We start from the raw sequence: 24,270 nt of genomic DNA on the forward strand, positions 1-24,270 counted from the left end.
ACTTATAGAAAAATCAGTGAATCAACACAAATTCGTTATTTTTTGTGTTGATTTTTCTTTACCTTCACACTGTGTCAACCTTTATAATAGGAAAAAGGAGGGGTTCTATGAAAATCAGCCACTTCTCTAAATTGGCTAACACAAGTGTTAGGATGCTCCGTTATTATGAGCAAATTGGCCTTTTAGACGTTGAGCGTTCTAGCCAAAATAACAACTACCGCAATTATTCTGCGAAGGAATTAAAAAAAGTTGCTCAAATCAGAACACTACAAGAACTTGGTTTTTCTCTTAGTGCGATTAAAGATATTTTGTCTAAAGAAAATCCTAAAGAATTAGAGTGTTACTTTAAATTACAAAAAGCAACGTTAGAAGAACAGATTAAACAATTAGATTATCAATACGAACTTCTCACCACTGTGTCAGATGTTTTTGTTGAAGATAATCGCTTTTTAAACTACCACGTCGTATTAAAAACACTACCTAAAAGGCACGTCATGAGTTTGCGTCGTGTCATTTCCGACTATCAACAAGAAAGTCTTCTTTGGAGTGACTTCTATAAAGAGCGCTCTAAACAACAAGTCATTTTGACTTCTCCTCCATTAAAACAAGTAATCTATCATGACGATGCTTTTAAAGAACAACAAATTGACATAGAACTTCAGTGCCAAGTCACTGGAACTTACCAAGATACTGACAATATTATCTTTAAAACAGTACCTGAAACCCTTGTGGCCTCAACTACATTCCAAGGTGACTACGAGCAAATGCCTCTAGTCTTAGAAGCTTTAGGCATTTGGGTGGAAGTCAATCAATTAAGAATGATTGGGCCAATGATTAATATCTATCACCTCTCAAAAGCACAAGAACCACATCCTGATAACTGGATTACAGAATCGTGTTTAGTCGTTGCACGTAAATAGCACGTAGCAATCAGTTTACAGCAACAAGCTCATTAATGAGCAAACTCTTCTGGCTCGGTGGAATCAGAACTAGTTTGTTTAAAAATCTAGTTTTGTTGCAAAGTTTAAAAGTAAAAGTGTTTTTTCTGCTGTCCTCTTTTTAAATAGGTCTTCCCATCAACCCCTTGAGTTCATCACATACTGAAAAAACCAAAGAGATTTCTGTCTCTCTGGCTAACTTTATATAGAGTATGTACTGCTTAGCTCCCTTTAGGAGTTTCAAATAGAACTTATTTGAAAACTACCATGTATCGTACTTGGCTCCCTCGATTCTCCAATGTATTTTTTCAATAAATTCTCTCAATGTAATAAAATCACCTGCTATGAAATAATCAAGAATTTTTTGATGTTCAGAATTTGTTTTGTATAAAATTTCCTGTATTTGACTAGAATTGATATTGTAATTTTCATCAATAAAAAATCGATTATACTTTTCTAAGTTTTCAAAAATAAGATCATTTTGACACTTAGATTGATATACATTGTGAAATTCACGTTGCAGTTCATTGTATTTTGTATACAATTCGTTTTTTATGGCAGAGTTCATCGTTTCTATAAGAAATTGCATATGCTTGAAATCACTTTCAGTTAGGTGAGGACCTGCAAGAAAGGCGGATTTACCATCTAAGGTTCCAATCAATTCGTATATATCTTCTCTATTTTTTTCAGTTATCTCTTTTATTTTAAAACCTTTTCTAGGAGTATGTTCAAGAATGCCATCTGCTGCCAGCTGGAATAAGGCTTCTCTTACGGGAGTTCTGCTAATGTTTAGCTTTTCCGCGAAGTATTGTTCTGATAGTTTATCTTTTTTCTGTAACTCGCCATTACGTAACTGCTCAGTTAAAAAAAGATAGACTTTTTCTTTTTGACTAGAACTATTTATCATATAAAATCTTACCTTTCGTTTATTATCACTATCGCTTATTTATCATTATAAATCTTTTTCAAAAAAAACACAAAGAAGTTTGACATAACATTTTTAACATTGTATACTGTATACAATTAATAAGAAAGGATGATTCAAATGTTTAAAAATGTCATTGTTCGTGTCCCATCAAAAACTATCTCAGAAGGCTTAACCAGTGCAGATGAAGGAAAACCAATCTACGAAAAAGCATTAGTTCAACACGAAAATTATGTAAGCGCTTTAACTAAAACAGGTGTAAATGTTACTGTTCTTGGGCCTGAAGATGATTTCCCAGATTCTTGCTTTGTTGAAGACGTTGCCTTATGTACTAGTAAGTGTGCCATTATTACACGACCAGGAGCTCTTAGTCGACGTAAAGAAGCTGCTTTACCTGATATGCTAGAGGCTTTACAGAAATTCTATGACACTATTGAATACATTGAAGATCCTGGAACAATCGAAGCTGGTGACATTATGATGGTTGGCGATCACTTCTATATTGGTCTTTCTGCTCGTACGAATGAAGAAGGCGCCAAACAAATGATTGCCATCTTAGAAAAACATGGCTTATCCGGTCAAATGGTTGAAATGAAAGAAATGCTTCACTTAAAAACAGGGTTGGCTTATTTAGAAAACAACAATTTATTAGTTGCTGGTGAATTCAAAACAGCTCCTGAATTCAAAGACTTTAACAAGATTGAAGTGGAAATATCAGAAGCTTATGGTGCTAACTGTATCTGGATGAATGGATATGTAATCGTTCCTGAAGGCTATCCTAATGTGCAACAAAAAATTGAAGCACTCGGTTATAAAGTACTCGTTGTTGATACTTCTGAGTATCGTAAAATTGATGGTGGTTTAAGCTGCTTGTCCCTACGTTTCTAAAGACTTTACTGATAAAAAAGACGTCATTTATTTTTAATTAGGAAATAAATGACGTTTTTTAGAAAGGAGAATACCATGAGTAGTACATACCCACGTATTGTCGTTGACTTAAGTAAAATCAAACATAACGTTGAAACATTAATCCATAAAGCAAGTGAAAAGCAAGTCGATATAACTGGTGTCATCAAAGGCGCAAATGGCTTGCCTGAAATTATTGACACCTTTATTGAAGGTGGTATCAAAACCATTGGCTCTTCTCGATTAGAGCAACTTGAATTGACTAAACAACTGCATCCTGAAAGCCAAACCATGATGCTTCGAATCCCTATGTTATCTGAATTAGACCGTATGGTGAAGTGCTCTGATATTAGTTTAAACTCTGAGTGGGTCACACTTAATGAGCTCAACCATGTCTGTCAAAAACAAGGCATCACTCATAGTGTCATTTTAATGATGGACCTTGGCGATTTAAGAGAAGGGTTCTTCGATGAGGAAGAACTATTTAGTGCCGCACATTTAGTTGAAAAAGAATTAGCTCATTTGCATCTAAAAGGTATTGGTACAAACCTTGGTTGCTACGGCTCGATTCAACCTGATGAAGTCAACCTAGGTAGATTAGTTCAATTAGCTGAGCATATCGAACATGATATTGGCAGAACTTTAGAAATCATCTCTGGTGGTGCTTCGACTACTGTGCCACTGATTTTAAACGATACCTTGCCTGAACGAATTAATCATTTACGCGTAGGAGATAATATTTTCTTACGTGACATGGAAGCTTTCTTTGACTACACTTTCCCTGAAATGTATGGAGATGCTTTTACCATTGAAGCCGAAATTCTCGAAATCAAAGAAAAACCAAGTTATCCAATTGGCCACATTTCAGTTGATGCCTTTGGAAATGCTGCTGAATACACCAATATTGGAAACCGAATGCGAGCCTTAATCGGAATTGGTCGCCAAGATTTAGGTGATATGACTAAACTAATTCCCTATGATAAAAAAATTCAAGCAATCGGCGGCAGTAGCGATCACACCATAGTTGACGTCACTGATAGCGACAAGACGTATCAAGTGGGGGATATTTTATCCTTTAATATTGAGTACGAACTGTTACTCTATGCAACAAATTCCCAGTATGTTGGTAAAAAATTTATTAAAAGCGAGTTGAGTTAACCATGAAAAAAGATAATTCTGTTGGCTTAACGGGGTTGATCGCCCTCACTGTTAGTTCTGTTGTTGGTGGCGGTATATTTAACCTCATGTCTGACATGGCAAAAGTTGCCTCTGTCGGTCCCGTAACAATTGCCTTAATTATTTCAGGGATTGGTATGGGAATTTTTGTGATGTGTCTGCAAAACTTAAACGAAAAACTGCCTCACTTAGATGCAGGGATTTACAGTTATGCAGAAGAAGGATTTGGTAGTTTTGTTGGCTTTTTATGTGCCCTTGGTTATTGGTTATCTATCTTCTTAGGAAATGTTGCCCTTGGCTCTCTAGCATTTAGTGCACTTAGTTATTTCTTCCCGGTTTTTGAGAATGGTCAAAACATCTACTCTGTTATCGGCGCTTCTGTCTTACTTTGGGCCATGCACTTTTTAATTCTAAGAGGGTCTAATTTTGCTTCTAAAATTAATGGCTTCATTACGATTGCGAAGCTCATTCCTCTTGGTATTTTTATTATTTGTTTAATGGTTGGCTTCAAATATGATCTTTTTACTCAAGACGTTTGGGGTACCATCACAGGTAATTTCAATTGGAGTGAAGTCATGATTCAAGTTAAGAAATCCATGACTTATGCCGTTTGGGTTTTCGTTGGGGTTGAAGGAGCCATTGTTTATTCTGCTAGGGCTAAAAATAAAAAAATAGTTGGTAAAGCGACAATTCTTAGTTTCACCATTATCACTTCGATTTATCTACTATCAACAGTGTTGTCATTTGCCGTACTTTCTCAATCTGAATTAGCTGTTTTATCTAAGCCAGCTATGGCTCAAGTCCTTGAAAGTGTCGTTGGTAGATGGGGGGCTATTTTAATCAACGGAGGTGTGGTTATTTCTGCCACGGGTGCTTGGTTTGCTTGTACCATGTTTGCTGGAGAAATTCTCTTCCAGGGTGCTAAAGACCATATCTTCCCTAAGTTTTTAAGCAAAGAAAACAAAAATGGAGCACCTGTGTCAGGTCTGCTTATTAGTAATATCTTAGTTCAATTTTTCTTCCTGTCATTACTGATTAATAGCAGTGCTTACAATTTTATGGCTTTGCTAGCCTCTAGTACCATGCTGATCCCTTACTTTTTCGTTTCCTTAAGTCAACTACGGCTTTCCTGGAAATGGGAAAATAAGAAAATAACTCGAAATGTAATTTTAGGAGCCATCAGTTCGATTTATATGGGGTATTGCCTGTATGCTTCTGGATTTGAGTACCTCTTTGTCACAAGTCTACTATTTGCACCTGGTCTCCTATTATTTATCAAAGCTAGAAAAGAAGGAGATAAGTTACTCTTTACTAAAGTAGAAAAAGTATTCGCCATTTTATTAACTGTCTCTGCTTTAGCTGCAGTGGTATTAATCATTTTAGGAAACATCGATATTTCTTCCATGTAGTAACTACACGGCTGAAGAAAGATGGTCAACACAGACAACTCCTCTCGTTTGTGTTGATTTTTTACGCCCAAGCTTATCTTCCTGTATAATAAGAAAAAGAGGTTTTTTAAACAATTAAGAGGAGGAAGACACATGGTACGTCCCACAACAAAAGAGGAATTACTCACTCAAGGACAACTTAATTATGAAAAGTTACTAACACTAATCGATAGTTTATCCCCTGAAGAACAAGTAGGTACCTTCCCCTTTGACTCACGTGATCGACAAATTAGAGATTCTCTTTGTCATCTCTATGAATGGCATCAACTTTTTATTAAGTGGGTGAAGGCTAACACTTCTGGTGAAGCAACTCCTTTCTTACCTGAACCTTACAATTGGAAAACCTATCCAAACATGAATATCGGTTTTTTCAATGCTCATCAAACAACAGATTTAGCCTCAGCAAAAGACTTACTTCAAAAAAGTCACGAGGAAACATTAGCTATCATCAGAGATTTTTCAGATGAAGAGCTCTTCACTAAAAAATACTACAATTGGACTGGCTCAACTAGCTTAGGAAGCTACGCTGTTTCTGCCACTTCTTCACATTATGATTGGGCACTTAAACTCATTCGTAAATATAAAAAAAGTTTACCTAAAACGACTACTTAGCTAGTCGTTTTTTGACAAAAAAACAGCAGACTTATTGTTAGTCTGCTGTTTCTTTTTATTCTTATCACGTTAATCTATTTCGTTTTTTCTTCTATGGTAACCAATCATACCTAGAAGTGACATCAGTGATAACCCTGTTAGCGTCGCTAGCCACTGAGCATCTTCTACCTCACCTGTTTTTGGTAAATAAGAACCTGATTTGTTATTAGATGGAACAGTTGGTTTACTTGGTTCTTTCGGTTCTTTCGGTTCTTTCGGTTCTTTCGGTTCTTTCGGTTCTTTCGGATCAATTGGTTTATCCGGATTGACTGTATTAATAATATCGTAACCTTCTACTTTACTATCATATTTAGCCACATCGCGTTCCACGATTTCGTAATGATACATATTGCCATAGTCATCGTGTTTTGGTAACTCCGTAAAGAAGTATTCCCAACTATCCTCTGCAGTGATTTCTATTGTATCAAAAGGAACTTGCTCCTTCTTAGCAAATGGTGTTGGCAGATATTCTAAAGTTTGGTATAGATCAACAGTAATTTTTACTGGACGTAAGCCAAGTTTATCCTCTTTATCTTGCCAAATCTTCTTACCAGAAATCTCAGTCAACTCAGCATCTTTCGTATGATTAGTAATCACCACATTATTTCCTGCTGCAACAACATTTGGATCATACTTATCAACAATGTCTTCCACAATTGTGTACACATATTCCTGATTGTTTTCGTCAAATTTTGGTAAGTAATCAAAACGCGTTTCCCAATTACCTTTTGCGTCTGGTACAATATCACGTTCAATAAATGGCTCTTTACTTTGAATAGCTTTTGATGGACTTTCTTGATAGACTTTCACTTTTATTGACTCAGGACGTGTGCTATGTTTATTATCCCCATCATCCCAGACTTTTCTGACATGACGTTTAACTACTTCACGGTCAATATAAGTATTCGTAATATCATAACCAGCTACACTACTCTCATAATACATTGGTATTTGTTTTTCTTTTACCGAATACGTGTATTCATTTAACTGATCATCGTATTTTGGTAAATCTTTAAAGCTATAATGCCAATCACCTGTCTCATCAGCCATAACCTCTACGCTATCAATTGGTGAGTTACCACCATTTTGATACAAGTCAACGTGAATTGATTTTGGTCTAAGACTAGCTAAATTGTCTTTATCCTTCCAGATTTTTCGACCTTTAACTTCAGTTGTAGTTGAATTGTCGTAGGTATTAGTAATATCATAGCCCTCCACTTTTGAAGTGTAATTTGCTACTTGATGCTCTTTCACTGTATAGAGATATTCATCTAACTGCTTATCATATTTTGGTAAGTCTTTAAATTCATAGGTCCAATTAGTGTCTGCTGTAACTTTACTCATTCGGTACGGTGCTTGGTCTTCTGCTACTTCTGGGTGATCTTTAGTTGTTTGATACAACTCAACAAAAATTTCTTTTGGTCGATCACCTAACTTATCATCTTGATCCACCCAGCTTTTCGTTCCTTTAACAGCCACGACTTCACTACTGTGGTACGTGTTCACAAGATTAGTACCATCTACTGAGGTGATGTAATTTGGCACATTGATTTCTTTCACACTGTAGACATATTCATTGGCTTGACCATCATATTTTGGTAAGTCTTTGAATTCGTAAGTCCAATCTGTTTTAGCACTAACTTTAGTTGTGACTACTTGATTGTCTTCAATCACTGGTACGCCATCACGTAGTAAGACAACAGTTACCTCATTTGGACGACCACCTAACTTATCGTTTTGGTCATCCCATGTCTTGGTTCCTTTAATCGATGTTTTATCATCTAATTTAGTCAAGTAGTTAACAAAGTATGGCGCGCCTTGAATTTCTTCGTATCCGTCTACTTTCTCTTCCTCAACACGATATGTTATCTTATCACCTTTAGCGTCATAAACGGGTAAGCTCGTAAATTCGTAAGTCCAACCAGTTGCTTCAGTCATTGTCGCTGTCTTAGCTACTTCGTCATTGGCCAATAATGTCACAACTAACGCATCAGGACGATCACCTAACTTGTTATTAACATCTTGCCATTCCTTGCTTCCTGTTAATTCAGTCGTTTCTGTATGGTTGTAGAAGTTAGTTAAGTTAAGCTTAACTTCCTCATCTTCTTTCGTATCTCCAACAACCTCTACTTTAGTATGATAATTTTCAATCGCTAATGTGGCTTCTCCGTTCTCATCTAGGGCCTCTTCTCTTACTGTGTAGTGATAAGGATTGCCATCTGGACGATACACTGGATAACCTTCACCTTTATTTGTAAAGGCATATTGCCAAGCATCTGCCTCGCTTGTGATAGCTGTATCAACAACTAAACGACCATCTCTAACTAAACTAATTTTCAGTGCTGTTGGACGATTTTCTAAAACATTTTGGTCAAATTTCCATGTCTTAGTTCCCGAGAACATCACTTTTTGATGATTCGTATAGTGGTTAATAATGTAATCATTATCCACAATTTCAGGAGTATACTCTGCGTTTATAACACCTAATGGCTTAATCAAATTAGTCATCATCACTTCTTGAACGGTGTACTCAATTAAAGTTCCTTCTGTCGTGTACTTATCTAAGTTCGTAAAATGATACGCCCAATCCTCATCTGGTTTAAGTGGGTCCACTGAAATCACTTGTGATTCTTGGTAAACACCATCGGCAAATAACTGAATAGTGACTGAGCTAGGGCGTGTGTTGAATTTATTTTCATAATCATCCCAGACTTTTGTCCCTTCAATTTCCGTCGTCTCATCTTCTGTGAAGGTATTGGTCATTTGAACGGTGTAATTATTACTAGCTTGGATCAATTCACGTTTATTTTCATAACCATTAGGCACGTCTTCCACAACATCGTATTGATACAGAACACCTGATTCATCGTATTTTGGTAAGTTCTCAAAAGCATGTTGCCACTCATTTGAGCTATTTAACACTTTTGTATCAATGCTTCTGCCATCTTGTTTTAGATAAACAGTGATGTTTTCTGGACGAGCGTCTAATTGATTTTTACTATGATCCCATGTTTTCTTCACTTTCACTTGTAGTTTTTCCTCATTGCGATAAGTGTTTGTGATATTGGTACTATTTTTCTTTTGCGTTGTCTTGTAGTGATCCACATGAACTTCTTCTACTGTGTAAACATATTGAGTCCCATCATCACGATTTTTTGGTAAGCCATCAAAGGCATAACTCCATGTGTTACCGTCAACACCATTGCTCTCATTAATAGTTGTAGTGACTTCTTTACCATTCTCATCAAGCATTGGTTTGCCATCTTGTAGTAACTTAATGGTGATGTCTTCTGGACGTGAACTATGAGCGTTACCATAGTCATCCCAAATCTTCAAACCACTAATAGCTGTCTCTTGGTACTTAGCTTTTTTATTGGTAATCACAATCTGTTTCTCAATTGTTCCTGTTTCAGGATTTACCTGATACGTTGTGAGATAACCACTGATTCCTTCTTCCACAACCATATAGTCGATTTCTTCACCATTGTTATCGTATTTTGGTAACTCATCAAAAGTATGTGACCACTTATTCTTGTCATTTAACATTTTTGATTGATCAACGACACCATCATCATCTAGATCATAATCACCATTCATCAACAATTGCACTTGAATCTCTTTTGGACGTTCTTTATCTTTATTGTCTGTATCATCCCAGACTTTAAGAACAGAGATTTTCGTTGTTTCTTTGTTGGTGTATGTATTGGTAATATTGTTGCCCTCAATAGTTGTCTCATATTCAGGTACTTTATCTTCTTCAATGGAATACTTGATTTCAAGACCTGCTTCATCGTATTTGAATAAGTCATTGAACTCATATTTCCATTCATCACCTGTTACTTCTTGACTAGCAACTTGTTCTTTCACTACCTTACCTTCTGCGTCTTTAACCTCTTTCATTAAGTTCACAGTAATACTTTCAGGACGTAGTTTAAATTTATCGTTGTAATCAACCCATGTCTTCTCACCTGAAACAGAAATTTTAACTGGTTTAGTAAAAGTATTTGTCACATTCATCCCATCTGTTACTGATTCATAACCATTTGGTACACCAATCTCTTCTGCTGTATAAAGATATTCCTTACCTGTTTCATCAAATTTCGGTAATTCTTTGAATTCATAGCGCCAATCAGTGTCTTCAGTTGCAACTGCTTGAACTAACTTACCATCAATTGACATTGGGTTACCATTTTGTAATAACTGAATCGTCACAGATGTTGGACGTTCTTCTAAAGCATTCGTACCGTGATGCCATGTTTTTTCTCCAGCAACACTAATTGTATCTGTATTTTGGAATTCATTATTAATATCATGTCCTGAGTAAGTTGGTTTATAACCGGACTGCTCATCAGTAGCAATGATATCTTCGCTCAATTCCTCTTTAACCGTATAGACATATTTCGTTAATGTCTTTGGATTATACTCTGGTAAACCAGTAAACGCATATGTCCAATCTGGTGCAGTGACTAGTTCTTGCTTGAACTCATTACCATCTTGTAACAAGTGCACCTTAATTGATTCTGGTCGTTTGTTAAAACCGTTGTCACTATCAGCCCATGTTTTTTCTCCGTCAACTTCTACTTCTGTCCTTGGATTTGCCTTATTGGTAATAGTAAAGCCATTTGACCCATCTTCTGTAATCGTTGTGTCGTAATAAAGGACTGCATCTTCTTTCACAGTATAGATATATTTCACCATTGTTTCAGGATTGAATTCATCTAATTCTGTAAAAGTATAGTTCCAATTAGCACTTGCCTTATCTCCTGTAAGAACTTCTTCTTTGAATGCAACGCCATCTCTAAAGAGAGTCAATGTAATCGATTCTGGTCTTAAGTTATTATTTGGCTCATCCCACTTCTTAATGACAGGAATAGAGATTTTACGTTGTTGCTGGGTATTAACAATATCCCTATCCGTTGTAGTTGGTTGGTAAACTGTTTCGTTTTTACCAGTGATTTGTGTATTGACCTGACCGTCATCTCCTATCTCAACAACACGGTATTGGTAATAATTCCCCGCATCATCAACAATGTCCTGACCAACAAAGTTATACTCCCAATTGCCATCTTTATCAGGTGTTACTTCAGTCACTTTATCAACATTTTGCCACTTCGTACTTGTCGTTAGTTCTTTATCAGTTGTTCGTTGAAGTTGGATCTTGATTGACTCTGGACGATTGGCTTCATCAACATCTACCCATGATTTTCTACCAGTGATATCCATTGTTGTTGCTCCGTCAAAGCTATTGTGAATCACAAATTCATTTTTAGTTGGTTGCTCAATCGTTGTTGTGTAATCATCGACTTCTTTTTCTTTCACCGTATAGATGTACTCATTTAGTTCTTGGTCGTATTTTGGTAACTCTTTATATGTGTATGACCAATTCCCCTCTTTGTCTGGCTTAATTTCTTTTGTTCCCTCTGACATTAAGGAATCATTTTGATACAACTCAATGATGATCGACTCTGGACGCGTGTTTAAATGATTATTTAAATCACCATGCCAATTTTTAACCACGGATACCTCTACTTTTTGGTCATTAATATAGGTATTCGTTAGGTTCACCACAGATTCTTTCTCATCATACTCTGTGGTATATCCAGGGACTTTTGTCTCTGTTACCGTATACGTATAAGCATCTAGTTTCTCATCGTATTTTGGTAAATCTTTAAATTCATAGGTCCAGTTACCTTTTTTATCTGGTTTGACTGTTTGAGTTTGATAAGGTTCTTTTCCACCATTTTGATATAGATTGACTTCAATGCTCGTTGGACGTGTTTTGATTTTATTATCAAAATCACCTTTCCATGTCTTCTCACCGGTTACAGTTGTCTTGTCTATATTTTGGTACGTATTAGTAATTCTATGACCACCATCAGATGATGTTGTTTCATAGTTAGGGACTGCTTTTTCTTTAGCAATATAAGAATAAGCATCTAGCTTCTCATCGTATTTTGGTAAGTTATCAAATTCATAGGTCCAATTACCATCTTTATCTGGTTTAACTTCTTGACTGGCAAAGACTTCTTGACCTTCTGTTATGTCAGTTTGACCTTTGACTAGTTGGTAGAGATTAATCGTAATGCTTTCAGGACGAGTCTCTAATTTATTGCCCTTATCGACCCAAATCTTTTTACCTCTAAAATCTGTTACTTCATCATTCTTATACGTATTTGTGATCGTATAATCAGGCGCATTCTCAACAGATGAATCATAATGAGGCACATCTTCTTCTTTAATCACATAAGTATATTCTTTTAATTCCTCATTATATTTTGGTAAATTCTCAAATGTATAAACCCAATTTTGATCTTTACCAGGTGTCACTGATTGGGTCTTGAAAGGTTGTTGATCCTTCTCAATTTCTTTTTGACCTGGATTCAATTGATACAACTCAACTGTAATAGCCTTAGGGCGCGAGTTAACTTTATTTGATTGATCACCTTTCCAGATTTTCTGACCTGAAACAGACGTCTTATCATTGTTGATATATGTGTTTATAATAGTTGTTCCATCTACTGTTGATTCATAATTAGATACTGGCACTTCTTCAACAGTATAGATGTACTCATTTCCTTTACTATCATATTTAGCTAAGTCTTTAAATTCGTACGTCCAATCATCACCCTTGATTTCCTGCTTAACTACTTCACCTGTCACCACATCAATCATTGGTATGCCGTTACGATAAAGTTCAATCGTCACACTATCAGGTCGTTTGTTTAGACTATTATCTTGATCTTTCCAAATTTTCTGACCTGAAATAGCTGTTTTTTCATCCAGTTGTTTCAATCTATTGAAGAAGTTTGGTGCTCCTTGAATCTGCTCATACCCAGTAGTTGTTTCTTCCTCAATGCGATAAGTAATTTTTTCGCCTTCTTTGTCATAGACTGGCAATTCGCTAAACTCATATTTCCACTCATTAGCTTCATTCAGTGTTTCTGTTTTAACAACTTTCTCATTTGCGTATAGAGTTACTTTTAATTCTGTTGGTCGCTGACCAAATTTGTCATCTGCATCTTCCCATGTCTTACTTCCAGAGAACTGTGTTTTTTCCGTGTGTTCATACGTATTTGTCACATTGATTTCAACGTTATTATCTTTAGATATATCGCCAATTACTTCCATACTTGGTCGGTAGTTTTCAATTCCTAAAATAACATTGCCTTCTTGATCAATAGCTTCTTCTCTCAACGTATAAACAAACAAGCTACCATCTGGTCGGTAAACAGAATATCCTGCCCCCTTATTAGTAAACTCATACTCCCATTTACTCTCTTTGTTAGTCGTTGTCATATCAACGACATAGCGACCATCTCTGACTAACATCATGTTCAGAGCTTCTGGGCGTTTGTCTAATACATTTTGGTCATACTTCCATGTTTTCTTACCTGAGAAGTTAACTGTTTTGTTATTACGATACGTGTTTACAATGGATTCATTTCCAATGATTTCTGCCGTATACTCTACTTGTTGACCTGGTAATACTTCTTTAGGATCAACAAAAATTACTTCTTTAACGGTATACTCAATTTCTTTACCGTCTTTATCAAACTTATCTAAGTTATCAAAGTTATATGTCCAAGGAGCATCAGGATTCAATACATCTCCATGAATGTTTTCTTGTTTTAAGAATTTTTCATTAGCGAATAATTGAATCGTCACAGCACTTGGTCGAGTATTATGATCATTGTCATAGTCATCCCAAATTTTTTCCCCGTTAATTGAGGTTAATTCTTTTTCCACAAAGGTGTTAGTTAATGTCACTGTGTAGTTGTTTTTACCATCTGATTCAAGCTTACGCTCGTTGTCATACCCTTCAGGTACTTTTTCGATCACATCATAACGATATTCAACACCAACACCGTCATAGACTTCTAATTTTTCAAAAGTATGTTGGTAGTCGTTAGCTTCATTCAAGATAGCTTCTTCTAAGACTGTCTCATCTCTTAGTAATTGAACCACAATGTTTTTTGGACGTTTAGTTGCATCATTATGATCGTGATTCCACTCTTTTTTCACCGTCACATTAGCTTGAGCTGAACGATGGTATTTATTAGTAATGTTGGTTCCTTCTACTTTTGACTCATAAACAGAATCCTTTGGTAAATGTTCAACAACAGTGTATGTATATTTCTCACCCTTTTCGTCATTTAAGAGTAAGTCTTGGAAAGAATATTCCCAATTATCTTTAGCACTAGTCGTTGTGGTTGTTTTAGTTTTACCAGCTTCTTCTGAGAATGATTGACCATTTCGTAAGGCTTCAATCTCCACTGTTTCTGGACGAAGTTTAGCCACGTCATTATGGTCATCCCAAATTTTGATACCACTAATAATAGTCATATCTGGTTTAGGCTCTGTATTACTAATCACAACTGTTGTGTCTCCTGTTGTCTTATCAATAGCTAACTCATAGTCCGTTTCATAATCAGTTATACCTTCTTCAATAACTGTGTACTCATACTTATCACCATTGTTGTCATATCTTGGTAAGTCAGTAAATGTATGTTGCCAGTTATTTTTTTGATTTAGCTCCACTACTTTTTTCCCTGAATATTCAAAATCAGTTTTACCATTTTGCAATAAAGTGACTTTGATTTTACCCACTGGTGCTTCTGATAATTCATTGTGTTTGTAATCAAACCACTTCTTCATCACATCAACTTTCACTTTATCTGTATTGACGTATGTATTATAGATATTGTTACCATTGATGGTTGTTTCATATTGGTTGAGAGCAGTTGATTCTACCTCTTTAACAGAATACTCTATTACTTTTCCATCAGTATCGAATTTATCTAAACTAGTAAATGAATACTTCCAATGACCTCTAAGATCTTTAGTTACTTTTTGTGTTTGACCAGTAGAAACAACTTGATTTGTTTTATTGTCTTTCTTCATTAGTTCGACTTTAATGCTTGACGGACGTGTTTTAAACTTGTTGTCATAGTCATCCCAAATCTTCTCACCTGAGATAGCCGTTTTAACTGGTTTATTAAAGGTATTATGTATATCTGTTCCTGTAACCACTGTTTTGTAATCTCCAGAGACGTCTTTGCCATTAACAGTTATGCCAATCTCTTTGACTGTATACTGATACTCATGAGAAAAATCATCAAATTGGGGTAAATCTTTAAACTCGTAAGTCCAATTTTCTTTTGCTGTTACTGTTTGTGTCTTACCAGTCATTGGTGATCCGTCTTGTAATAACTGGACTGTCACTGCATCCGGACGCTTACTTGCCTCATTAGTACCATGATCCCATGTTTTAGTTCCTGACACATCGACTTTAGCAGTATTTTGGAAGACATTTCTAATATCATAACCACTGTACTCAGGGACATAGCCAGGTTGACTATCTGAGCCAACCAAGTCTTTTGGTAGTTCTTCTTCCACTGTATAAACGTAGTCTTCTTTTGTCTCTTTATTAATTTTGGATAGATCCGTAAAACTGTACTTCCAATCAGTAGACTCATCTACTACTGTATAAATAGCTTCATTATTAGCGTCGTTTACTCTTTGACCATCACGTAGCAAATAAATTTTGACTGATGATGGACGTTTCTTAAAGGAGTTATTATTATCTATCCACTCTTTTTCACCTGAAATATTAATTTTAGGGTCATATGTGTTTTTAATATCCATACCATTTACTTCTGATGTATAGCCAGGAGGAACACTTCCCTCTATTACTGTGTAATTATATGTGTGACCTTTGCCATCATCTTTTGGTAAATCATTAAAGGTATACTCCCAATTCTTGTTAGCATTAGTCGTTGTTTTTTTTATTTCAGTGTTATCTTGTAATAACTTAACTTCAATTGAACCAGGACGATTAGCTGCTATGTCTCCTGACCAAGTTTTTTCACCCGACTTAGAGATTAATTCTGGCCCTTTTAACTTATTAGTAATATCATACTTCCCAGGTCCTCCGCTTTGCTCATACCCTGTTGGTACATTAACTTCTTTTACACTATAAGTATTTTTATCACCCATCTCATCATACTCTGGTAAATCTTTAAACTCATATTCCCAATAGGGTGCTCTTGCCTTTGTTGAATCAATTTCATAACCATTACAGTACAAGTCAATTGTTACTTCTCTTGGTCGTTTACTATCATCGTTATCTTCCCAATGTTTTTCTCCTGCAATATTAATCTTTGTTTTTGGTATATCTTTATAAGTATTTGTTACAGTTAATGTTTTTCCATCTATTGAATAGGACGGTGTGTAACCAGTAGGTTTATAAAATTCATTAACACTATATTCATACTCTTCACCATTCTCATCATACTTATCTAAATCAGTAAAAACATGTTGCCACTGATTATACTCATTTAAATTGGCTACATCTATATACCCTCCGTTTCTATAAAGATCGACAGATACGCTTGGACGATATCTATCGGACCCTTTGATTGCTTCATCATTCGCCCATTCTTTTTTGACAACAATCGTTACTTTGTCAGATGAATCAAAAGTGTTCACAATATCATAACCACTAATCATTGTCTCATAACCAGGAACTTTAACTTCTTTTACTGTATAAATAATATCATTACCATCAGAGTCTTTAGCATCTAAATCGGCAAACTCATATTTCCAATTTTTGGAAGCATTAGTTGTCGTTGATTTAATCTCTTTTCCATTCGCTAATAAGTTAACTGTAATAGATGAAGGACGATACTCTTTATCATCTTCATCACCCACCCATCTCTTTTCACCTGAAACAGTGACTTTACTATAAGTATTAATAATATTCATTCCATTAATTTCAGATGTATAGCCTTCTGGTATATTTTTTTCTTTTACTGTGTACTCATAAGTATGGCCTTCACCATCATTTTTTGGTAAGTTATCAAAACGATATTCCCAATCATCCGCTTTTGCTGTCGTTGTTTTAAACAGTTTGCCATCTTGCAATAACTGGATATCAATTGAACTTGGACGGTTACTTTCTTTGTCCCCTCTCCAAGTTTTTTTACCTGATTTTGAAATTAATTCCGGTCCTTTATATGTATTGGTAATGGTTGACGTACCTCTAGATTCTTCGTTCTTACCTACATAATCTATTGGAACCTTTACTTCATTAGCAAAATAACGATATTCATCTGATGTTCCTTTTTTATTTTTAGGTAAATTTTTATAAGTATATGACCAGTCGTTTTCTTTGTTAAGTTTCACTGTATCTAGATACGCTTCTTCATCTTCAGCACCTATATAACGATAAAGTTGAACTTCTATTTCAGTTGGACGATTAATTTCTTTATCACCCACCCAATGTTTCACTACTTTATGGTTTACAACCTCTTCTTTAGGTGGTGTGTAAGTGTTGGTAATATCCATACCATTAGCCTCAGAATCATAACCATTTGGTACACTGATTTCTTTCACTGTATAAGTGTAGTCATTTCCTGCCCCATCATCTTTTGGTAAATCTTTAAATGTGTATGACCAATCATTAGCTGATGTCACTGTTTGAGTTTTATAGTTATTACCATTTCTTAATAACTGGACTTCAATTGAACCAGGGCGATCAGTTACTTTGTCTCCTGACCAAGTTTTTTTACCCGACTTAGAAATTAATTCAACTTCTTTATACGTATTAGTAATATCATACTCTCCAGGCCCACTACTAAATTCATATCCCGCAGGAATATTCACTTCATCTATCGTATAAACGTAATCATGACCTTTGCCATCGTCTTTTGGTAAATTTTTAAATTCATAATCCCAATAAGGGCCTGCTATTACTGTTGAATCAATTTCGGTACCATCTTGTTGTAAGGTGATGATTAGATGAGCAGGACGTTTACTCTCATTTTTATCATCCCAGTGTTTTTTTCCTTTAATATTGATAGTTTCAATCCCTGGCTCAATGTAGGTATTGGTGATAACCCACCCCTCACGCGTCTCTACTACTCCACTTGTATAATTGGGAATTTCGACTTCTTCAATGGTATAAGTAATATCATTTCCTTTAGAATCTTCTTTAGCTAAATTCGTAAAGGTATGTTTGTAATCATTTGACATGTTTAACTCTGCTGAAGCTTCTCTTGTACCATTGGCGTATAAAACAACTGTTACAGATGGTGTCGCTCCTGGTGCATTCACCCAAATCTTCTGAACAGGTACACTCACTGAATCAGGTGTTATATATGTATTGGTGACAACCCAACCATTATTATTTCCTGAAGTAGAGGTTGTATAACCATCTACTTTATCTTCTTTTATTTCATATTTAATCTCTTTGCCGCCTTGTTTTTCAGGTAAGTTTTTAAACGCTCCTTTATAGTTATTAGATTCTCTTAAGATCATGGCCTCTTTTTCAACATCATTAGCAAATAATCTAACAGTTACATTTGGTGTTGGTTTACTACTCGGAACTTCTTTCCATTGTTTCTCCACTGGTATATCAATAAATATTTCTGGATCAACTGGAGGACTTCCTTCCTCAGGGTTTTCAATTACTTGAACAAATTCATTCGTACTGTCCCCCGACACATTAATTACTTTGCCTTCTTTAAGCTCGTTAGAAATCTCATAACCAGATGGCGCTTTTGTTTCTACTAATAAGTATGTACCACTGGTCAATTTAGTAAATCTTGCTCGACCATCACCATCTGTTGTCCCGTGATCAACTACCTTATTAATATCTTTTTTATCCCCACGATATAGTGTGAATTCTGCATCACGTAATTTTGTGTTTGCATTACTTGCTGACACTTTTTCAATCACTAAATCTCGTGTTTTACCAATAATTTCACCACCACTACCAGGTACTTGAACTGGCACCTGAATTTTGATTGGTTTACCTGTTGTGATAATACGATCTGCTGTAATTCGAACACTATTTTTAATCGGTACATTGTCTAACGGATAAGAATTACTTGGAAAGAAAATCTCACCACGATACGTTAGAATCAAATGTTGCGTCACATCATTTTTCATTTTTATTGTAAAATAACGTTCTGTGTGATCTAAATCATAATCAATACCTTCTAGTAACCTATTACCAAATAAATCTTTTATGGCAATACTTTCACGTAAAACACGTTGATTTTCCCAACTATCGTCATAAATAGTAACATTTGATAAATGATAACCATGTTCATTGATATCAACTTGCCAGTCCACGTATTTGCCGTCTACATTCGTTCCTGATTTTTTCAAGAAGGACTCATTGACATTACCAATACTTAAAGACGCTGACGCTTTTACTTCTTCTTTTTGCAGACGGTCTGTATAGTAAGCTGTATTCGTTATTGGTTCTGATTGATACGGAGCTAGTGGATCATCAAGGCTTGTTCTAAAAATTAACTTCTCTCCACTAAAAGCTTCCATATCCGTGATTTGTAACTCATTTGTCTGACTGTCATAGTCAATTTTTGCCTTAGAATCAGGTCGTAGTAATTGTCCTGTCCCAGAATATAGCTCTGCTGAACCTTCTACATAGGTTTGTCCAGGTTGAATAGGATCTCTTAATAAATTTTGATCTGCCATAGGTGTTTTACCATCTCCATTGACAGTTACTGTCCACTCTATTTCATTTTCCTTTGGAATCAATTTACCCGATTTAGTTATGGTAATGTCTGTTCCAGTTGTATGAATATAATCAAATGCGTAATCTACGTCTTGTTCTCCTTTATGCCAATAATCATACGTCACACTATTATCTGTTGAGCCACGACCAACCATTGAATCATAACTAATACTATAATGATCACTTGTTGGATGATCATAAGTTAGTACAAAACGGTCAATCTCTGGTAAATCAGGATGCGGACCTAACCACTGAACCTTATATTCTGAAGGTGAAACAACCTGTCCGGTTGTCTTATTAGTCACGACCAATGTGTCTTTTTTAAATTCACCATTCTTCAATAAATCTTCTATTTGCCATTTGTCTAAAGCTATTTTTTCTTTATTCACATCCACTGTCCAATTAACTAAGTAGTCACCCATTTTTTTATGTGTCTTACTCACTGAACTGGTTTCGTCTCCCGGACCTGGTCCAGGACCCGGTCCTTCTCCACCATCATTAGGTGTGTCTTTTTGAACAATTACTTTTTGCCCACCTGATATAACTGTATTCTTAGCATAGCTAGCAGCCAAATTAGTTCTGTTTGACTTATAGGTGATCACTACTCTTTGATTCACATCTTCATCAAACTGAAAATCAAAAGATCTACCTTCATCTTTTGTTGTCACTGTATGTTTTAAGTTTGGTTCTACAGTAATTGAATCCTCAATGACTGTTCCGTAGGTTAGCGTATCTGTAAATTTCGCATCTTCTTGTTTAATGTGTAGCCCATTAGGATTATAAATAATTTTCCATTCAATCTCTTGTTTATCCGCATCAAACTCCCCTGCTTCTTTTTCAATAATGTTGTATTTATTATCTCTTTCAAAAGAAGCTGAAGCAGACTCTCCCACATTTTTTCCACTAGTACCTATGTTAGCATTTAGAAAAATTTGATTGGTTACTTCCCCTTTAGCACCGTAAATTAAAGGTGTTTCTAAATACATCACATAAGGCTTATCAATAGATGTCATACCAATATCTAGCAGTCCATCTTTACCAGCAACTGGGTTATTAACAGAAATTTCTCTACCTTCTTCAACTCGTCCATCCATATAGACAGTTGCCTCAACTAACTTAGTAATTTTAATACTTTCTGCTGCATTATTTCCACCACTGTTTTCTTCTGGTTTATGAGTTGTTTTATCTTCTAGACGTAAATCATTCATCTTTAAAGAGTTAGGATTAATTAAAACTTTCCACGTTGGTACGTCTCCCTTTAACTCCACAAATTCTTTTTGAATATAACTTTTATTGTCTCCAGCAATCCAGATAATCGTATCTTCCGTATTCGTTACATCTGGGATTGTAATTGGATAGCCACCTGGAATCGTGATTTTTTTATTTTCCACCGACATTGAAAAATAAATTCGACCATCTACATCATCATGCCTATGAACATTGTCATTAAAAATTAATGTTACTTCACCATCTGTATTAGCTTCAAATCTACCATAAAGTTCACCATTGTCCGGATCCTTTAAATCACCGGATTGATCTTCTGTTAAAGACAAAAACTCTGATGTTGGCAATTGATACTTAAAGTAATCCCCATCTTGAACTTCATGAGCCAGATCATTAGGTAGTCTAAATGTATAATAAATAAAGAATGTTTCTCCCACATTAAGAGGCCTAGCGTCATTCACTGTTTCTGTTGAACCATCACTATTTTTGACTTCCATTTTTTCTAACGTCATAATTGTTCGTTTGTTATTTTTATCAACAGGTAATTGATCCGCACTTGGCAGTCCTGTTATATCTCTCCCTGTCTCTGCTGCGAATGCCTGTATCGTTAAAATAGATGAACCAAATTGAGTCATAACACTCATCAGCATCACGAACAACATAAGAATAGCTTTTTGTTTTTTCATATAAGTCTCCTCCATATTCTAACTACCTATTCCGAATTAATCATTTCAATAAATGCATCTTTATTTTTTAAATTCATACCACTCAACCGTTCTTTTAAATCTATATAAGCCTATTATTTTTACTCGAATTAATATAACAAGTTATTCTTGTAGCTAGTATAAAGGAGATTACTCCTCTCAGATTAGCTTTTTATGACGATAGAAAGGACAATAAACAAAAAATGACAACATTTTTCCTCAAAAATTATAAAAGGTAGGTTTATAATCAGAAAAACGTTATCATCATTAAGTTTATTATCAAGGTATCTATTACTGTTCATTATAGTATGTTTCGTTTGAAAATAGTACTTTAACGTACCGAAAATCTACATTATACAGTTATTTGTTTTATACCTTCTTTTTGTGAACAAAACGGTCCTATTATAGGCAAAAAAAGATGACAAATCTGAGAGTTATCTCAAATTTATCATCTTAAACTAGTTAGTCATTTACTTAATATCATGACCATTTTTTATTAATTATCATGCCCTAAAATCTGATTAATTTCTTGACTATATAAATCGGCTTTTCCACCAAAAACGGCTTGGATCCCACCGCTTAATTCTAATACAGCAGTAGCTCCTAATTGTTGAATACGTGCTTTATCAACCACTTTATTATCGACAACAGCTACCCTAAGTCGTGTCGCACAAGCTCCTACTGACGCAATATTAGTTTCCCCACCTAATGCTTCAATAATAATAAGTGATTCTTGATGTAAACGACTGCTTCCTTCTGTTGCAACTATCTCTTCACCACTACTTACCTCAACAGCTTCCATTCCAGGAATAGAGACTTTAAATTTACGGATGAAGAATGAGAAAACAACATAGTAGACAAGTGCCCAAACAATACCAACTGGAATAACGTACAACCAGTGTGTTTTGGCTTCTCCTTGAAACACACCAAAAAGAAGAAAATCAATTAAACCACCTGAAAAAGAATTACCAATCCTAATATTTAATAAATCGGCTACTAAAAAAGAACACCCGTCTAAGAAGGCATGAATCACATATAACCAAGGAGCGCTAAATAAGAACATGTACTCAATAGGTTCTGTAATCCCTGTTAAGAAAGAAGTTAGAGCACCACTTGCATATAAGCCTCCTGTTTGTTTACGGTTTTCTTTTGGAATCGCATGGTACATTGCTAAACAAGCTGCTGGTAAACCAAACATCATTGTAGCAAAACGACCTGCAAAGAAGCGTGTCCCATAAGTAAACAAACCAGTGTGATTTGGATCAGCCAACTGAGCAAAGAATATATTTTGCGCACCTGAAATGGTCTCCCCTGCTACCACTTCAACGCCTCCAAGAGACGTGTACCAAAACATTGGATAAATCGTATGATGTAAGCCAACTGCGCCTGTCAAGCGTAATAAGAAGCCATAAAGGAAAGTTCCGATACTTCCCATTTCCGCCACAGCTTCACCAATGGTTGTCATTCCCTGTTGGATAGGTGGCCAAATTAAGAAAAAAGCTACCCCAATAAAAATAGCGGCAATAGATGACACAATCGGTATAAAACGTGAGCCTCCAAAAAATCCTAGAAATGGTGGCAACTCAATTTTTCGGTATTTGTTGTGGAGAAAAGCCACTGTCCCCCCAATGGCAATTGAACCCACAACACCTGTATCAATAGCTGTGTCTGGTGAAAATAATTGCAATAACCCACTAATAGTTGCTGTATAAACTAAGAATGATACCCCACCAGCTAGACCAGCTGTTCCTTTATCTCCATTAGCCAAACCAACTGCTAAACCAATAGCAAAAATTAACGCTAAGTTACTGAAAACTGCATTTCCTGCATTACTCATAACTGTCAAAATGGTTTGTAACCAAGCCTGATCTAACCACGGATAAGCTTGTACTGCACTAGCATTAGATAAAGCGCCTCCAATTCCAAGTAACAAACCGGCTGCTGGTAAAATAGCAATCGGTAGCATAAATGCTCGACCTAATTGAGAAAATTTCTTAAACATAATACTCCTCCTTTTTTTATAAACCTAATCCATCAATAAAACGTTTGGCAATTTCCTTAGGACGTGTAATAGCCCCACCTATCACGATTCCTGAGACCCCTAACTCTTTAATCCGTTTTGCCTGTTCTGGAGTATGGATCTTTCCTTCAGCTATCACAGGTATTTTTGCAGCAACTAATTGTTCCATTAAAACCATATCAGGACCTGCTTCTTGTCGACTATTAGGGGTATATCCTGAAAGTGTCGTTCCCACAACGTCCACTCCAGCTTCATAAGCCTCTACTCCTTCATCAAAAGTAGCAATATCAGCCATAAGCAATTGCTTTGGATACTTAGCTTTAATATCCTTAATGTGTTCAGCAACTGTTTTACCATCAAAACGTTCCCGCTTCGTACAATCTAGAGCAATCACATCTACCCCTGCTTCATAGAGCTCATCTACTTCTTTCATAGTTGCTGTGATAAATGGCTCTTGTGGTGGATAGTCACGTTTGATAATACCAATAATTGGTAAATCTGTTACCTCTTTAATTTCTAAAATATCTCTTACAGAATTAGCTCGAATCCCCACTGCTCCAGCTTCCTCTGCCGCTTTTGCCATTAAAGGCATAATACCGCCCAACTCTGAATACAAAGGCTCTCCTTCTAAGGCTTGGCAAGACACAATAATACCGTCTTTTATCTGACTTAAAAACTCCTCTTTCTCCATTTTTACCTCCGTAATTAATTATTAGGAGATCATCTCCAAATAAA

Annotated in this window: 9 protein-coding genes; 5 read left to right on the forward strand and 4 right to left on the reverse strand. The window is 35.7% G+C overall.

Features of this window, described 5'->3' with window-relative positions:
* Positions 1 to 107 precede the first annotated feature (107 nt).
* Positions 108 to 920, forward strand: a complete 813-nt coding sequence (locus DOK76_RS03140) for a MerR family transcriptional regulator (protein WP_206964918.1) — start codon at positions 108 to 110, stop codon at positions 918 to 920.
* Between the two features lie 280 nt (positions 921 to 1,200).
* Here the strand turns inward: DOK76_RS03140 and DOK76_RS03145 are convergent, their stop codons facing one another.
* The gene (locus DOK76_RS03145; RefSeq protein WP_206964920.1) at positions 1,201 to 1,845 is read right to left on the reverse strand and encodes a GntR family transcriptional regulator; all 645 of its coding nucleotides are present in this window, start codon (positions 1,843 to 1,845) and stop codon (positions 1,201 to 1,203) included.
* A gap of 138 nt (positions 1,846 to 1,983) precedes the next feature.
* Here DOK76_RS03145 and DOK76_RS03150 point away from each other — a divergent pair, with 138 nt between their 5' ends.
* From DOK76_RS03150 to DOK76_RS03165, 4 genes are all read left to right on the forward strand, one after another.
* Positions 1,984 to 2,751, forward strand: coding sequence for a dimethylarginine dimethylaminohydrolase family protein (locus DOK76_RS03150; protein ID WP_206964922.1), 768 nt, complete (start codon positions 1,984 to 1,986; stop codon positions 2,749 to 2,751).
* Between the two features lie 75 nt (positions 2,752 to 2,826).
* Positions 2,827 to 3,927, forward strand: a complete 1,101-nt coding sequence (locus tag DOK76_RS03155) for an alanine/ornithine racemase family PLP-dependent enzyme (RefSeq protein WP_206964925.1) — start codon at positions 2,827 to 2,829, stop codon at positions 3,925 to 3,927.
* A 2-nt stretch (positions 3,928 to 3,929) separates the two neighbouring features.
* Entirely contained in the window at positions 3,930 to 5,354 is a 1,425-nt protein-coding gene (locus DOK76_RS03160; RefSeq protein ID WP_206964927.1) for a basic amino acid/polyamine antiporter, read from the forward strand.
* 132 nt (positions 5,355 to 5,486) lie between these two features.
* On the forward strand, positions 5,487 to 6,005 hold the full coding sequence (locus DOK76_RS03165; protein ID WP_206964929.1) for a ClbS/DfsB family four-helix bundle protein: 519 nt from the start codon (positions 5,487 to 5,489) through the stop codon (positions 6,003 to 6,005).
* Between the two features lie 69 nt (positions 6,006 to 6,074).
* On the opposite strand, the gene DOK76_RS03170 is transcribed toward DOK76_RS03165, so the two are convergent.
* The 3 genes from DOK76_RS03170 to DOK76_RS03180 all read right to left on the reverse strand — a co-directional run bounded on the left by DOK76_RS03170 (position 6,075) and on the right by DOK76_RS03180 (position 24,226).
* Positions 6,075 to 21,497, reverse strand: a complete 15,423-nt coding sequence (locus DOK76_RS03170) for a Cna B-type domain-containing protein (RefSeq protein WP_206964931.1) — start codon at positions 21,495 to 21,497, stop codon at positions 6,075 to 6,077.
* 514 nt (positions 21,498 to 22,011) lie between these two features.
* Positions 22,012 to 23,517 carry a PTS transporter subunit EIIC gene (locus DOK76_RS03175; RefSeq protein WP_206964933.1) on the reverse strand — a complete coding sequence of 502 codons (1,506 nt, stop codon included), beginning with the start codon at positions 23,515 to 23,517 and terminating at the stop codon, positions 22,012 to 22,014.
* A gap of 16 nt (positions 23,518 to 23,533) precedes the next feature.
* Positions 23,534 to 24,226, reverse strand: a complete 693-nt coding sequence (locus tag DOK76_RS03180; protein ID WP_206964935.1) for an N-acetylmannosamine-6-phosphate 2-epimerase — start codon at positions 24,224 to 24,226, stop codon at positions 23,534 to 23,536.
* Between the last annotated feature and the right edge of the window lie 44 nt (positions 24,227 to 24,270).

This window comes from Candidatus Vagococcus giribetii, assembly GCF_017316185.1.
GTDB classification, from domain to species: Bacteria; Bacillota; Bacilli; order Lactobacillales; family Vagococcaceae; genus Vagococcus; species Vagococcus giribetii.

What these genes read in the sequence shown, in the direction of transcription:
- DOK76_RS03140 (WP_206964918.1), top strand. Translation starts at nt 108, where the DNA reads ATGAAAATCAGCCACTTCTCTAAATTGGCTAACACAAGTGTTAGGATG.
- DOK76_RS03145 (WP_206964920.1), bottom strand. Translation starts at nt 1,845, where the DNA reads ATGATAAATAGTTCTAGTCAAAAAGAAAAAGTCTATCTTTTTTTAACT.
- DOK76_RS03150 (WP_206964922.1), top strand. Translation starts at nt 1,984, where the DNA reads ATGTTTAAAAATGTCATTGTTCGTGTCCCATCAAAAACTATCTCAGAA.
- DOK76_RS03155 (WP_206964925.1), top strand. Translation starts at nt 2,827, where the DNA reads ATGAGTAGTACATACCCACGTATTGTCGTTGACTTAAGTAAAATCAAA.
- DOK76_RS03160 (WP_206964927.1), top strand. Translation starts at nt 3,930, where the DNA reads ATGAAAAAAGATAATTCTGTTGGCTTAACGGGGTTGATCGCCCTCACT.
- DOK76_RS03165 (WP_206964929.1), top strand. Translation starts at nt 5,487, where the DNA reads ATGGTACGTCCCACAACAAAAGAGGAATTACTCACTCAAGGACAACTT.
- DOK76_RS03170 (WP_206964931.1), bottom strand. Translation starts at nt 21,497, where the DNA reads ATGAAAAAACAAAAAGCTATTCTTATGTTGTTCGTGATGCTGATGAGT.
- DOK76_RS03175 (WP_206964933.1), bottom strand. Translation starts at nt 23,517, where the DNA reads ATGTTTAAGAAATTTTCTCAATTAGGTCGAGCATTTATGCTACCGATT.
- DOK76_RS03180 (WP_206964935.1), bottom strand. Translation starts at nt 24,226, where the DNA reads ATGGAGAAAGAGGAGTTTTTAAGTCAGATAAAAGACGGTATTATTGTG.